Raw genomic sequence first — 13,913 nt, 5'->3', positions numbered from 1 at the left:
GAACGATTGACGCTCACGTTGTCGCCGGGCACGAACCAGGCCAACCCCAAGACCAGCCCTGAAGATCATGGACATCATCCATGTCGCCCATCAGGCCCTACGTGCTCAGAAAGAACGTCGTCCTACAACAGTGCGGCGAACGTCGCACGGCCGGCCGGACCCGTCGCGGACACCGATATCGGCTGATATCCCTGCGCGAGGTAGTCGTCGAACCGCGCCTTGAAGGCCGCTTCGGACATCGCGCTCCGGGAGATCCAGGCTCCACCCCCGCCCTTGACCCAGACAGCCGCATACCTCGGCCCTTCCGAGACGCTCACCGTGATCGGCCGGTAACCCCGGCTGCGCAGGCTCTCGAAATGGGCCTGGTGCGCGCTCTGGCTCGCGCCGGAATATGCGCGGAAGGCCACCCCCGTGGCGGCGTGTGCCGGCGCCACGACACCGCAACTCCCCATGGCGACCGCAACCACCGCCGCGAACATCCTCTTCACTCGTGCCTCCTCAGACGGCTGACTTGTCCAGCACGGCTCATCCTTGTCACGCTTTGATTGATCACCACCGATCAGATGTTTGATCAACAAGGCAGGGCAAATGGGCAGGCCAGAACGGAAACTCGATCCTGACAGCGGGTTGATCGAACGCTTCGCGCATGACTTACGCCAGCTGCGCGTCGCGGCAGGGCAGCCGACCTACCGGATCATGGGCTCACGGGTCGGTTGCTCGCCGAGCAAGCTCTCAGAAGCCGCGAAAGGGCTCCGGCTGCCCAGCCTGGCGGCGACCCTCGATTACGTACGTGCCTGCGGCGTGACGGACACGGCCGAGTGGGAGCAGCGCTGGCACGAGATCAACGGCCAGGTCCAGCAGCATGCCCAGACCACCGGCGAACCCCGGCCCAGCGAGTCAGCCATAGCGGACGAAGCCCATGGCCAGGGGCAGAGACCACGCGCTCTCTGGAAGGTCGCGGCGGTCGTCGGTACGGCGCTGGCACTCGTCACGGCCAACGCGGCGTTCATCTGGGCCTCGGGCGATGCCGTACCTGACGTACCCACGCGGTGCCGCACGCCCCTCGTGACGGCGCGCGTGCCGATATCGATGCAACCGTGTGTCGCGGTGACCGACGGCGCCGTGGTCGCATCCCTCGACCTGCGCACGGTCGGCGCGGTCGACGGCGCGGTCGCCTACGTCTGGTTGCACAACGTCAAGTCCCGCGCACCGCTGGCGAAAACCCTCCGTACGTGCGAACTCAGTGCGTTGGCAGCAGGTCAGGCGCGTACGTGCGGACCGTTCCCGCACGAGGTGCCGCCTGGACGCTACACCACCGCGGTCGCGGTGGAGCTGGGCCCGCGGCAGAGCGAACCGCCGCACTGGCGCCGCGGCGCCACCGGAACGCAGAGCCAGCAGGTCGACACCGAGCCCTGAGACCGCCACGCATTGCCAGCACGGCCATGGTGCGGTCACGGGCGCGCAGGGAGCCGCCGGTCTCGCCGAAGACGGTGGGAATGTGCTGGTAGGCGGGGGTGGTCGAGGGCCGAGGGAGGAGGCTGGGCGGCCGGTTCGCTGGGACAGGATCCTCCCCGGCGAGGGCGATGAGAGTCTTGCGGCTGATCCGCAGGTGCTCGATCGCCTCGCTGAGCTCGCCCAGAGGCGCGGTAAGAGCCTCGATCTCCGCCTGGGCCTGCTCGATTTGAGGTGTCCCGCGTCCTCCGGACGGTTTCCATCACTTCATGATGCGAGCTGTCGGCTCAGGTACTCGTGTTGACCTCAAGTGGGCGAAAGGACCCGTGAAGCGCGCCAGCCCTTGAGACCGCCACGGGATGCTCAGGTTCCTGGTCTCGAGGGAGGCACGAGGGGCAACTGAACGACGAAGCAGGCGCCGCCGCTCGGGGCGGATTCGACCCATGCGGTTCCGTGGTGCGCTCTGGCGATTTCCCGGACGATGGCCAGGCCAAGGCCGGTGCTGGTACTGCCGGGCTGGGGGATGGTTCTCAGCCGGTACAGCCGGTCGAAGATGCGTTGCCTGTCCTTTTCCGGCACGCCGGGGCCGTCGTCGCGGACCGCCAGGTGTGCCATGCGGTCGGTGTGGTCGACTTGGATCTGCACCTGCTGTATGGCGTAGCGTTGAGCGTTGTCCAGCAGGTTGGTCACGATTTCGCAGATCTGAGTGGGCATCGCCTTGACCAGCACGCCGGGAGTGCAGATCACTTCGACCGGGATGGGGTCGGTCCGAGTCGCGACTTCTCGTCTGACCAGCCGGCACAGGTCGACCTGTTCCCACCCTATTTCGCCGGCGCGGCTGCGAGCGATCAACAGCAGATCAGCGGTCAGTGCCTCCACCCGATCCACCCCGCGTAGCACTCCTTCGAACACCCTGGAATAGTCGACCTGGTCAGGATCGGCAAGCGCGTCTTCCACCACCAGGCGTATTCCGGCCAGCGGAGAGCGGATCTCGTGGGCGATGGTGGAGGCGAACCGCCGCTCACGCTCTAGCATGTCCAAACTCACGTTGATGTTCCCGACCAGTTGCGCCACCTGTGCCAGGTCACGCTGCTGGACGATCTGGCCGTACTCATCGCTGACGTTGATCTTAGCGAGGTCACCGGAGATGCTGCCCACCCGTCGCAGCAGCCGGACCGTTATCCGGCCGGCCGCCATAGCGGCCAACATGCTCATCCGATTGCGCAACCGCTTCCAAAGACCGCTGACCCGTGAGCCCGCCCGATTAACCCCCCTGCGCAGTGTCGACATACCTATCGCATGTCCTGGATAAGGGCCCTAATAACCACTCTGGCTGCGGCGCTGTACAACAACCCATGCAAATCTACGATTTTTAGATCCCCTCAAGGGAGCCACGCGCCGTTCGTTTGGCGCTCGTTTGCATTTGGGCGGAGGAGGAAAACGTTGATCAAGCCTGCAGTGCCATGTTGAACGCATTTCAACGCGGCGGCCTCCGACGGGAGTGGCCTGTCGGCGTACCGGATCGTCCAGGAGGCGCTCACCAACACGCTCGAGCACGACGGCCGACCGAGGTCGCGGTGACGGCCGCGCAAGCTCATCCTGGAGGCCGTGGACGCGGGGCCGGCCGTCTTCCCGCCGCGGCCGGGGGGGGTGGCGTTGATCTGTGAGTTCGTGTGCAGTTGAATGAGCGGGTGCGTGCTGGGCGGGTGGTCTCCCCGGTTCTGGTGGGGCGGGAGAAGGAGCTCGCCCGGCTCGTCGCGCTGGTCGAGAGGGCTCCCGCCGTCGCCGTCGTCGAGGGCGAGGCCGGCATCGGGAAGTCGCGGCTGGCCGCCGAGCTGCTCGGCGGTCCCGCGGTGGCGGGCCTGCGGGTGCTGGCCGGGGCCTGTGTGCAGATCAGGGAGCCGTTCCCGCTGGGCCCGATCGTCGAGGCGCTGCGCGGTCGCGCGGCCGAGCTGTCCGGGGCGGCGCTGTCGCCGGTCGCGGGGGCGCTGCGCGAGCTGTTGCCGGAATTGGCCGGGGAGCTGCCGGAGACGCCGCCGCCGCTCGACGACCGGGCGGCCGAGCGGCACCGGGTGTTCCGGGGGCTCGCCGAGGTGCTGACCGCGCTCGGTCCCGCCGTCCTGGTGGTGGAGGACCTCCACTGGGCCGACGGCCAGACGGTGGAGTTCCTGACGTACCTGATGTCCGTGCTGCCGGACACGTTGCGGGTGGTGCTGACGTACCGGGGCGAGGAGGCGTCGGAGGCGGTGCGGGCGATCACGGCGCGCGCCCCCGACACGATCAAGGCCGAGCATCTGGTGCTGCCGCCGCTCGACGCCGCCCTGACGCGGGTGATGGCCTCGGCGATCCTCGAGGCGGAGGAGGTGACGGCCGAGTTCGCCGAGCACCTGTGCCTGCGGGCGTCCGGCCTGCCGCTGGCCGTGCAGGAGTTGCTGGCGCTGCTGCGCGACCGCGGCACGCTTATCCGGTGGGAGGGCGGCTGGGCGCGGCGGGCGCTGGAGGAGCTGGACGTGCCGAGCGGCGTGCGCGCCTCGGTGCGTGAACGCGTGGCCCGGCTGTCCCCCGGCGCCAAGGAGGTGGCAGAGCGCGCCGCCGTGCTGCAGCTCCCGGTGCCGGTCTCCCTGCTGTCGGGGCCGGATGTCGGGGCGATCGACGAGGTGCTCGGCTCGGGGCTGTTCGCCGACACGGGCGGGCTGGTCGGGTTCCGTCACGTGCTGGCGGCGCAGGCGGTCTACGAGGCGATCCCGCTCGGTCGCCGGCAGGTGCTGCACGCCGCCGCCGCCGACACCGTACGCGGCCTGCGCCCGGTGCCGCTGGGCCGCCTGGCTCACCACCTGCGCCAGGCGGGCCGGGCCGGGCAGTGGGTCGAGGCCGCCATCGAGGCGGCCGAGCAGGCGTCGCGGCTGGGCGACGACGCCGAGGCCGCGCGCCTGCTGGAGGAGGTGCTGCGCGACGCCGACCTGCCGGCGGCGCGGCGGGCGGAGCTGACGGTGAAGCTCGGCTGGGCCGCCCTGGAACTGCTGCGCCCGCCGCCGGTCGCCGACCTGGTCACCGGCGCGCTGGAGCAGGACGTGCCGCCGTCGCTCCGGGGTCACCTGCGCATGCTGCTCGCACTGCACCTGGAGCGCACCCGCACCGACAGCGCCCGCATCGGCGAGGCCTTCGCCCGGGCGGCCGAGGACCTGGCCGGCGAGCCGGGGCTGGCCGCGTGGGCCATGGCCGGGGTGGGCCGCCCGCCGAGCGGCCTGCCGCCCGAGGAGAGCAGGTCGTGGCTGGAGCGGGCGCTCGCGACCCTGCCCGCCGTGGCCGATCCGGCCATGCGCATGCTGGTGCTGGGCAAGATCGCGATGATCTTCGTGGTGATGGGCGACCCGCGCTGGGCCGCCCTGGCCGGCGACCTGCTGCGGGAGACCGGCGGGCGGCGGCTGCTGCGCCGCGAGGTCAACGCCTACCGCTCGATCGGGGGCGCGGCCCTGTTCAGCGGGCACCACCGCGAGGGCCGCCGCCTGCTGACCGCTGCCGTCGAGGAGGGCGCCGAGCCCGACCTGCGCGAGCGGCTCGAACTGCGCTGCCTGGTCAACCTGGCCGCGGCCGACTACTTCGAGGGCTCCTGGCGCGGGCTGCCGGCCAGGATGCAGGAGCTGCGCGATCAGTTCGGCGACGAGCCGCACGAGCGCATCCTCGTCGACATCGTGACCGCCTGCCTGGCCGCGGTGCAGGGCCGCCAGGAGGCCGCGCTTCCGCCGCTGCTCGACGCCGCCGCCGAGGCCCGTGCCCGCGGGCAGTTCGACGATCTCGTGCTGCCGCTGACGATGCTGCTCAGGCTGGCCGCCGCGCGGGGCGAGCCGGAGCCGGCGATCGAGACGGCCGTCGAGGCGGGCCGCCACTGGGAGGCGAGCGAGCTGTGGCCGGTGGCGGTCCGGGCGCTGCCCGCGCTGACCGAGGCGCTGCTGGCGGCGGGCCGTCCCGGCGAGGCCGCCGACGTCGTCGCCCGGCACGCCGCCCGGCTGGCGGAGCTGGACGCGCCGCTGGCCGCGCCCGCGCTCGCGCACGCCCGCGGGCTGCTGGCCGCGGCGGACGAGCAGTGGGGGCGGGCGGCCGCGGAGTTCGCCGCCGCCGCCGACGCCTTCGAGCTGATCCCGGCACGGTACGAGGCCGCGCAGTCCGCCGAGCGGGCGGCCGCCTGCCTGTTCGCCCTCGACGACCCGGAGGCCGCCGTCCGGCTCGGCCGGGCCGTCGCGACGTACGCGGACCTCGGGGCGCGCTGGGACCTGGACCGCGCTACCGGGCTGGGCCGCAGGTGGGGCGTCCGCCCGGCGGCGCAGAGCGCGCCCGCGCCGGCCGGCAACGACCACGCGCTGTCGGCCCGGCAGGAGCAGGTGGCCCGGCTGGCGGCCGAGGGGCTGACGAACCAGCAGATCGCCAGGGAGCTGTTCCTGTCGCCGAAGACGGTGGACAAGCATGTGAGCGCGGCCATGCGGAAGGTCGGGGCACGGTCGCGGACGGAGCTGGCCCGCCACCTCCTCCCCAGCGACTAAATCCCCAGATTGGGGATTTCTCCCCATGGGGCACCCCATACCCCACCCCATGCGGCTGCACGACACTTTCGGCATGTCCGAAACCACCGACGAACCCGGGCAGCCGGACCCGGACGACCCCTCCCTTCCCCCCGAGCTCGAGGAGCCCCCTGAGCCTCCTCGCCCGCCGGACGGCTTCCAACCCGTCTGACCGCCTCCCCTCCCCCGCCAGAAAGGCCACCATGGCACTGCCCCGCCCCCCGCTGGCGCGCCGGACAGCAGTCCTGCTGACCGCGCTCACCACGCTCGCCGGCGTGCTGACCGCCGGACCGGCGACAGCCGCGACGCCGGACACCCCCGCCGCCTCCACCGCGCAGGCCACCAAGGACGTCACCCTCTCCGGGTTACGCGCCCAGAAGGTCGCCGTCACGCTGATCACCGGCGACAAGGTCCAGCTCACCCGGTCCCCCGCCGGCCAGTACCGCGTCGAGGCCGCCCCCGGCACCCGCCAGGACGGCCGCCGCGTCAACCTGTTCACCCAGTTCACCCCGGACGGCGTCTTCGTGCTGCCGGACGACGCGATCGCCGCCGTCCAGGCCGGACTCGTGGACAGACGGCTGTTCGACGTCAAGTACCTGGCCGAGAACGGCTACGCCGACGACGTGGCCAAACGGCTGCCGGTGATCGTGCAGTACCCGGGCGACCAGGCCGAGGCCGCCGTCAAGCGCTCGGCCGCCGCCGTCCCCGCCAGCGAGCCCACCCGGACGCTGGAGAGCATCCACGCCTCCGCCCTCGACGTCACCAAGGCGGAGGCGGGCGCGTTCTGGGAGGCCGTACGCGGCGGGCAGAGCGCCGGACAGGGCACCGGGCAGGGCCTGGCGAAGGCGCCCGGCACGCTGCGCGGCGGCATCGCCAAACTCTGGCTGGACGCCAAGGTCAAGGCGGACCTGGACGTGAGCGTTCCGATGATCGGCGCCCCCCAGGCGTGGGAGCGCGGCCAGGACGGGTCCGGCGTGAAGATCGCCGTCCTGGACACCGGCGCGGACACCGGCCATCCCGACCTGGCCGGGAAGATCGCCGACAGCAGGTCGTTCGTCCCCGACCAGGCCGTCCAGGACGGGCACGGGCACGGCACGCACGTCGCCTCGACCATCGCCGGCACCGGCGCGGCCTCGGGCGGCAAGCGCAAGGGCGTCGCCCCCGGCGCGCAGCTCGTCGTCGGCAAGGTGCTCGACGACACCGGCTCCGGCCAGGAGTCGTGGATCATCGAGGGCATGGAGTGGGCCGCGCGCAGCGGCGTCAAGGCCGTCAGCATGAGCCTCGGCGGCTCGCCCAGCGACGGCACCGACCCGCTCAGCCAGGCCGTGAACGACCTGACCGCAGAGACCGGCACGCTGTTCGTGATCGCCGCGGGCAACCTGTACGAGGCCGAGACGATCAGCACGCCAGGCGCGGCCGACGCCGCGCTGACCGTGGGCGCGGTGGACAAGCAGGACCAGCTCGCCGGATTCTCCAGCCGCGGACCGCGCCCCGGCGGCGGCCTCAAGCCCGACATCGCCGCGCCCGGCGTGGACATCGTGGCCGCGCGGGCCGCCGGCACCGCCATGGGCGCCCCGGTGGACGAGCACTACACGGGCTCCTCCGGCACCTCCATGGCCACGCCGCACGTCGCCGGCGCCGTCGCGATCATGGCGCAGCGGCACCCGGACTGGACGGCGCAGCAGCTCAAGGCCGCCCTGATGTCCACCGCCAAGGACGACGGCTTCACCGTCTACGAGCAAGGCGCCGGCCGGGTCGACCTGGATCGCGCGACCCGGCAGCAGGTGTTCGCCGACAGCGGCGGCGTGGACTTCGGCCTGCTGGAGGGCGGCAGCGCGCCGAAGACCGGCCAGATCTCCTACCGCAACCTGGGCGACCAGCCCGTCACGGTGACGCTGGAGGCGGCGATGAGCGGCGGCGCGAAGCCGGTGCTCGCCGACGCGACGCTGACCGTCCCCGCCGGCGGCACCGCCGGCACCACCGTCACCCTCGACCCGGCCGAGCTCCCCATCGGCACCTACAGCGGCGCCGTGACGGCCGAGGCCGACGGCGTACGGCTCACCACGCCGCTCGGCGCGGTGCGGGACGTCCCCAAGTACGACCTGACCGTCCGCACCCTCGACCGGGACGGCAAGCCGCGCACCCCCACGGCCATGAGCGTCCTGGACGTCGAGGGTGGCAAGGGTGAACTCGGCCCCCACCGCATCGACGACGTCGGCGTGATCGTCACCCGGGTCCCTGCGGGCACCGTCAGCCTGCTGCAGGTGCTCGACTGGGTGGACGGCGACGACCGCGCCAACCGGGCCTGGCTGTTCGAGCCCGAACTGACCGTCACCGGCGACACCGAGGTCACCATCGACGCCCGCAAGGCCACCGAGATCAGCTTCAGCGCTCCGAAGACCGCGCAGCCGCTGAACAACACCTACGAGCTCTTCTTCCAGCGCACGCTGGCCAACGGCAAGGTCTTCGGCGGCACGCTGCTGTCGAACCGCCCGCTCGGCGGGTGGGAGAAGGTGTGGGCGCTGCCCACCGAGAAGGTCACCAAGGGCGCCTTCCGCTTCACCGGCCAGTGGGAGCTGGGCGTCCCCGAGGTCACCATGACCATGCGCGCATCGGGCCGCGCGTCAAAGCGCACGACCCTGCACCCGGTCTCCCGGGTCCACATGATCGACTCGGGCGAGCTGCATCCCGGGTACGTCCCGTTCGACGGCGTCAAGAACCTGCGGGTGGTCGACGCCGGCAAGGGCCGCCCCGAGGACCTCGCGGGCAAGGACCTGCGCGGCGCGCTCGTCCTGATCGACGCCGAGCCCGCGGAAGGGCTCTTCGGAACGGCGTGCGGCCTGCAGATCGAGCGCGTGGGCCCCATCAGGGACGCGGGCGCCGCCGGCATCCTGGCCTTCAACGAGAAGGCTTCCGTCTGCCCGATCCCGCTGCCCATCACGCAGAAGCCGTTCAGCGGCCCGTACCTGCCGGTCAACATCCCCGTCGCCTACGTCTCCAACGCCGAGGGCACGAAGATCCGTGAGGCCGCCGGCCGGGGCGAGGTGACCGTACGGGCCGAGGGCACGCCGAACACGCCGTACTCCTACGTGTTCAAGCCGTACGCCGACGGGCGCATCCCGGCGTCGATGCGCTACAAGGTGACCGAGCGCCAGCTCCACCGGGTCGACTTCGACGTGCACGCCGGCCCGTACACGAAGTACGCGAACTGGCGCAGCACCTGGAAGACCGACGACATCACCTACACGGGCACCGGCACCAACATGCTGCACTGGTCGTCCCCGATGCCGGAACGCAGGTCGCAGTGGGTCTGGCCGCTCGATCCCGAGATCGTGAGCGTCGCGGGCATGTCCGCGCTCGTCTCGTCCGAGCCCGGCGCCGAGGTCCAGGAGACCCGCTACCGCCACGACGTCTTCGACCGGCCGGGACGCACCCGGCAGAAGTGGTTCGCCACCCCGAGCACGCCGGGCGCCTCGACGGCCTCCGGCAAGCTGTACGCGCTCGGCGGCGACCCGGACGCGACCCCGCTCCAGCAGCTCGTGATCGGGGTGCCGTGCGCGATCTGCGTGCACGACGGCAACCTGTGGGTGACTCCGTCCATGGTCAACGGGGTCCGTGAGCAGCGCGACGACGGCACAGGGTTCGGCGACCTGGCGCCCCAGTACGACCTGCACCTCTACCGCGACGGCAAGGAGATCCCGAACGCCCCCGTGGAGTGGTTCGACAAGCTGCCGCGTTACCCGCTGCCCGAGGAGCAGGGCGTCTACCGGCTGACGGCCAAGAACGCGCTGCATGACATCGAGTGGACGTTCACCGCCCCGCCGGCCAGGGAGCAGGTGAGGCCGGGCGTCAACTGCTACGCCTGGTTCATCGACGGACCGGTCGAGCAGTGCCGCACCACCCCGGCGGTCTACGTCAGCTACGACCTCGGTCGCAGCCTGTCCTCCGCGAACACGGTCGCGGCCGGGCGCCGGCACACGTTCGAGCTGGAGGCCTACCACGGGCCGTCGGCGGCGAAGATGCCGAAGATCGCGGGCGTGCGGCTGTGGACCAGCACCGACGACGGCGCCACCTGGCAGCCCGCCGACCTCAAGCGGGGCCCGGACGGCGTCTACACCGCCCGGGCGAAGTACCCGGCCTACCACGCCACCAAGGGCGCGGTGAGCCTGAAGGCGGAGGCGTGGGACGCGGCGGGCAACCGCGTCAAGCAGACCACCCTGCGCGCGTTCAACCTCCGCTGACCGACGTGACCGCGGCCGCCCCGCCCAGCGGCCGCGCTCAGTCGCCGGCCAGGCTCTCGCCCAGAGGGGTGCGCTCGTAGTGCACGGATCGGCCGGTCCGCGTCCGCGTGACCAGGCCGGATTCGCGCAGCACGGCCAGGTGGCCGCCGACCGCGCCCAGGCTGAGACCCAGCTGGCGGACCAGCTGCGTGGTCGTCGCCGGCACCGCGAGCGCCCGCACGCTGGACGCGGCGCGGGGTCGTCGGCGCGGCGGGCGCGGCGTCCCTGCTGACCGTACTGGGTCTCTGGCGCGTGCTCGCGTCGCCGAGGGCGTAGCAGCGAGTCCGGATCGGGCAGGGCGAGAGGCGATGCGGCCACCCACTCCTCGACGAACTGGTCGAGGTATCTGATCTGCCGGTTGAGGGTGATCAGTCCCCGGGCGAGCCGGGCGTTGGTGCGGGCCCGACGATGTCGTCGCCGAAGACGGCGGCGAGCGCCTTGCCGATCAGGCGGGGCAGGTCGGTCCGCCCGTCGTCCGCGGCCCAGCGCACCAGCGCCGTGTGCAGGGCCGCAAGGCAGGCACTGGCCGCCGCCTGAGCCTGGAACGCCGCGTCGGGATCGGTGGCGTCGTCCCCCAGGGCGCCGATGATGGCCTGCTGGAGGGCGTACTGGTTGTCCAGGTGTCTGGCCCGCAGCGCGGGCGTCGAGATCATGAGCTGGAGGCGGACGAGCACGAACTCCCGGTCCGCCGTCACGTCGTCGCCGCTCAGCACCGCTGCCGCGTCGATGAGCGCGCCGCCGATGCGGCGGACCAGGGGTTGCCCGGTGGACGAGGCGACGATCCGCTCGGCGATGAGCTCACCGTACTGGTCGACCAGCACGAGGTCTTCCTTGGTGGGGAAGTGCCGGTAGACGGTCATGGGCGACACGCCGGCCGCCTCGGCGACGTCGTTCATGGTCGTGGCGTCGTATCCGCGCTCGCTGAACAGCCGTATCGCGTGCGCCTGGATCGTGCGCTGCGTCTGTGCTCGTCGTCGCGCTCGCAGGGTTGAGTGCTGGTCGGGCATGTGATAGACACTATCACCTTGATAGTGACTACCAGATCGGTAGTGTCTACCAGTTGGGAGTGGCGAACATGAGCGATCTGACCGGCAGGGCGGCCCTGGTGACCGGAGCGTCCCGCGGCATCGGGCGGGCGATCGCGACCCGGCTGGCGGCCAGGGGAGCGATGGTGATCGTGCACTTCGGCGTGGACGAGGACGGCGCGATGGCGACGGTAGGCGAGATCGAGCGCGGCGGCGGGACCGCCTTCGCCGTCCAGGCGCAGCTGGGTGTGGACGGCGATGTCGAGAAGCTCTTCGCGGGAATCGAGGCGGGCCTGGCCGGACGGCCGCTCGACATCGTCGTCAACAACGCGGCGGCTCAGCCCGCCGGCCCGCTCGGAGCCACGACCCGGGCCGGGTTCGACCACCTCTTCGCGGTGAACGTGCGGGCACCGTACTTCATCATCCAGCGAGCGCTGCCTCTGCTGCGCGACGGCGGCCGCATCATCACGATCTCGTCCGTCGCGACCCGCATGGCCAACCCCGCCCAGACGTCCTTCGCCATGACCAAAGGCGCGATCGAGACGATGAGCCTGACCTTGGCCAACGAACTCGGAGTCCGGGGGATCACGGTGAACGCGGTCGCCCCCGGCGCCACCCGGACTCCCGCCAACGCCTCCTTCTTCGAAGCGCCGGGCCTGGCCGAATTCATCGCCGGATCGACGGCGCTCGACCGTCTCGGCGGCGCCGACGACGTCGCCGACGTGGTCGCGTTCCTCGCCTCCGACGCCGCCCGCTGGATCACCGGCCAGGTCATCGACGCCAGCGGCGGCCTGTTCCTGGGGCCGCGCACATAACGCGAACCCTTGTCGCCAGGGCCGTCCGTCGTCGGCCGTGGGGTTAGAGAGCTCGCTGGGATGTTCGGTCAACGTCCTGCGGAGGCTCTGGGACGGTCACCGGGCTCGCTCCTGGATGTCCATGTGATTCATGCGATGTCCCCCGACCCGTCATCGCGACGCTTCAACACGCTGGGAGCACTGCGGTTCGGCGTGCTCGGAACGCTGGCCATCTGGCGCGGTCCTGCCCGCGGGCGGGCTCGACGTCCTGAAGTTCGAGAGGTCGGTCGACATCGCGCGCGTCGCGCTCCACGCCGGCGCGTCCGAGAGCGCGGTCGGCGAGCTGACCCGGGCGCTCAACCTGTGGCGCGGGCCGGCTTTCGACGGCGGCCTGAATGCCGTGCCCGAAGACACGATGCGAGGTCACGACCTTCCACGGCCAGCCGGCGCGCCGGACGGCTGCGCGTCGCGTTCGAGAAGGTCTTCCGCGCGAACGGCCAGGTCTATTTCCAGCAGGACCGAGGGTGGTTGGGAGACCGCGCCTACGGCTATGTCTGGAGCCCCTTGAGAACTGACCTTTCGGATAGCCAGGGTTGCAGTTCTTGAGCTGCCTGGAACCATGATTTCCCGCTGACCCGCGAGACACGTGTGGGTCACTTCGTCAGGCCGCCATGGCGCAGCACTAGCCTCCATACCATACGGTATAGTACGGTTACTCCGACATCGTGCACCATTGATCGACCAAGGGAAAACATGTCAGCCTTACCCGATCCGGTCTGGCCGGTTGTCGCCCTGGCGATCATTCAGGCCGGCGACGCCGTCATGTGCATCAAGCCAGTTCCGTTCATCGCCCAGTGCTTCGAAGACGTGAACTGGCCGCGACGTTACTGGTGGATCATGCCACCGGTGAAGTTCGCCGCCGCGGCCGGTCTGATCCTGGGCATCTGGCTGCCGTATCTCGGCGCCGCGACCTGCGTGGCGCTCGTCCTCTACTTCATGGTCGCCATCGCGATGCACATCGCGGCCCGGGACTTCGGCCGCAACCTCTTCCTCAACGCCACCGCCATGCTGCTGATCTGCGTCGCGGTCGGCGTCTACAGCTTCGTGACATGAGGCTCGCCTGCGCCTCGGCGCGTGCCGGCCGCTCCATACCCGATGGTACGTTCGTCGGATGAGCACGGCACGAGACCGGTGGCTGAACGAAGGTTTGAAGGTCCTTGCGGAAGAGGGTGCGGCAGGGATTCGAATCGACCGGATCGCCGCACGGCTCAACCTGTCGAAAGGATCGTTCCATCATCACTTCGATGGTGCCGAAGGATATAAGAAAGCGCTTCTCGCCTATTTCGAGCACCTGTCGGTCGAAGCGCTCGAGAATGCCATTGCCGAAATAGGGGAATCGGCCGGTGCCCGGGTGGTCCTCGCACGGCTGACGGAACTCGTCCGCCCTGGCGGCACTGGGCTCTATCGCCCAGAAATCGACACCGCACTGCGGGCCTGGGCGACTTGGGATGCGGATGTGCGTGCCGTGCAGGCTCGCCTGGACGAGGCCAGAGTGTCCGCACTCCAGCGGGTGTGGAGATCAGCCGTCGACAGCGACGAGGAGGCCCGGACGGCGGCTCTGTTGCCCTACCTGCTGGCGGTTGGAGCAACCGTCGTCTTTCCCCCCGTCGAAGCCGACCAACTTCGCGACCTCTACGAAATCCTCCTACCACTCGTACCGGATGGCTCCGGCCAGGCACAGGGGTGAGCGCGACCGCTGGCGTGGTGGCCGTCCGAAGCCCGGCTCATCTGGCAGGGCGTACGCCC

Annotated in this window: 10 protein-coding genes; 6 read left to right on the top strand and 4 right to left on the bottom strand. The window is 71.0% G+C overall.

What is annotated here, in order from left to right:
- Window positions 1-122: 122 nt before the first annotated feature.
- Window positions 123-479 carry a hypothetical protein gene (locus ABGB01_RS35785; protein ID WP_347778009.1) on the bottom strand — a complete coding sequence of 119 codons (357 nt, stop codon included), beginning with the start codon at window positions 477-479 and terminating at the stop codon, window positions 123-125.
- Window positions 480-567: 88 nt separating this feature from the next.
- On the opposite strand from ABGB01_RS35785, the gene ABGB01_RS35780 reads away from it, so the two are divergent.
- Complete coding sequence (locus ABGB01_RS35780) at window positions 568-1,416, top strand: helix-turn-helix transcriptional regulator (protein WP_347778004.1); 849 nt, start codon at window positions 568-570, stop codon at window positions 1,414-1,416.
- 399 nt (window positions 1,417-1,815) lie between these two features.
- On the opposite strand, the gene ABGB01_RS35775 is transcribed toward ABGB01_RS35780, so the two are convergent.
- Window positions 1,816-2,667, bottom strand: coding sequence for a HAMP domain-containing sensor histidine kinase (locus tag ABGB01_RS35775; protein ID WP_347778003.1), 852 nt, complete (start codon window positions 2,665-2,667; stop codon window positions 1,816-1,818).
- 476 nt (window positions 2,668-3,143) lie between these two features.
- Between ABGB01_RS35775 and ABGB01_RS35770 the strand changes: the two genes are divergently transcribed.
- Both ABGB01_RS35770 and ABGB01_RS35765 read left to right on the top strand, forming a co-directional pair.
- Window positions 3,144-5,990, top strand: a complete 2,847-nt coding sequence (locus ABGB01_RS35770) for an AAA family ATPase (RefSeq protein WP_347778002.1) — start codon at window positions 3,144-3,146, stop codon at window positions 5,988-5,990.
- Between the two features lie 221 nt (window positions 5,991-6,211).
- Window positions 6,212-10,249 (top strand): S8 family serine peptidase, encoded by a 4,038-nt coding sequence (locus ABGB01_RS35765; RefSeq protein ID WP_347778001.1) that lies wholly within the window; start codon window positions 6,212-6,214, stop codon window positions 10,247-10,249.
- A gap of 37 nt (window positions 10,250-10,286) precedes the next feature.
- Here the strand turns inward: ABGB01_RS35765 and ABGB01_RS35760 are convergent, their stop codons facing one another.
- Complete coding sequence (locus tag ABGB01_RS35760) at window positions 10,287-10,454, bottom strand: helix-turn-helix domain-containing protein (RefSeq protein ID WP_347778000.1); 168 nt, start codon at window positions 10,452-10,454, stop codon at window positions 10,287-10,289.
- Window positions 10,455-10,656: 202 nt separating this feature from the next.
- Window positions 10,657-11,295 (bottom strand): helix-turn-helix domain-containing protein, encoded by a 639-nt coding sequence (locus ABGB01_RS35755; protein ID WP_347619633.1) that lies wholly within the window; start codon window positions 11,293-11,295, stop codon window positions 10,657-10,659.
- Window positions 11,296-11,363: 68 nt separating this feature from the next.
- Between ABGB01_RS35755 and ABGB01_RS35750 the strand changes: the two genes are divergently transcribed.
- From ABGB01_RS35750 to ABGB01_RS35740, 3 genes are all read left to right on the top strand, one after another.
- The gene (locus tag ABGB01_RS35750; RefSeq protein ID WP_347777999.1) at window positions 11,364-12,128 is read left to right on the top strand and encodes an SDR family oxidoreductase; all 765 of its coding nucleotides are present in this window, start codon (window positions 11,364-11,366) and stop codon (window positions 12,126-12,128) included.
- A gap of 732 nt (window positions 12,129-12,860) precedes the next feature.
- Complete coding sequence (locus ABGB01_RS35745; protein ID WP_347777998.1) at window positions 12,861-13,220, top strand: DoxX family protein; 360 nt, start codon at window positions 12,861-12,863, stop codon at window positions 13,218-13,220.
- 58 nt (window positions 13,221-13,278) lie between these two features.
- Window positions 13,279-13,854 (top strand): TetR/AcrR family transcriptional regulator, encoded by a 576-nt coding sequence (locus ABGB01_RS35740; protein ID WP_347619637.1) that lies wholly within the window; start codon window positions 13,279-13,281, stop codon window positions 13,852-13,854.
- Window positions 13,855-13,913 lie beyond the last annotated feature (59 nt).

This window comes from Nonomuraea sp. B5E05, assembly GCF_039880665.1.
Classification (GTDB): domain Bacteria; phylum Actinomycetota; class Actinomycetes; order Streptosporangiales; family Streptosporangiaceae; genus Nonomuraea.
This window is presented reverse-complemented; position numbering and strand designations above follow the sequence as displayed.

Excerpts from the sequence above, each read along its gene's own strand:
- ABGB01_RS35775 (WP_347778003.1), bottom strand. The coding sequence starts at position 2,667 with ATGAGCATGTTGGCCGCTATGGCGGCCGGCCGGATAACGGTCCGGCTG.
- ABGB01_RS35745 (WP_347777998.1), top strand. The coding sequence starts at position 12,861 with ATGTCAGCCTTACCCGATCCGGTCTGGCCGGTTGTCGCCCTGGCGATC.
- ABGB01_RS35765 (WP_347778001.1), top strand. The coding sequence starts at position 6,212 with ATGGCACTGCCCCGCCCCCCGCTGGCGCGCCGGACAGCAGTCCTGCTG.
- ABGB01_RS35740 (WP_347619637.1), top strand. The coding sequence starts at position 13,279 with ATGAGCACGGCACGAGACCGGTGGCTGAACGAAGGTTTGAAGGTCCTT.
- ABGB01_RS35750 (WP_347777999.1), top strand. The coding sequence starts at position 11,364 with ATGAGCGATCTGACCGGCAGGGCGGCCCTGGTGACCGGAGCGTCCCGC.
- ABGB01_RS35755 (WP_347619633.1), bottom strand. The coding sequence starts at position 11,295 with ATGCCCGACCAGCACTCAACCCTGCGAGCGCGACGACGAGCACAGACG.
- ABGB01_RS35785 (WP_347778009.1), bottom strand. The coding sequence starts at position 479 with ATGTTCGCGGCGGTGGTTGCGGTCGCCATGGGGAGTTGCGGTGTCGTG.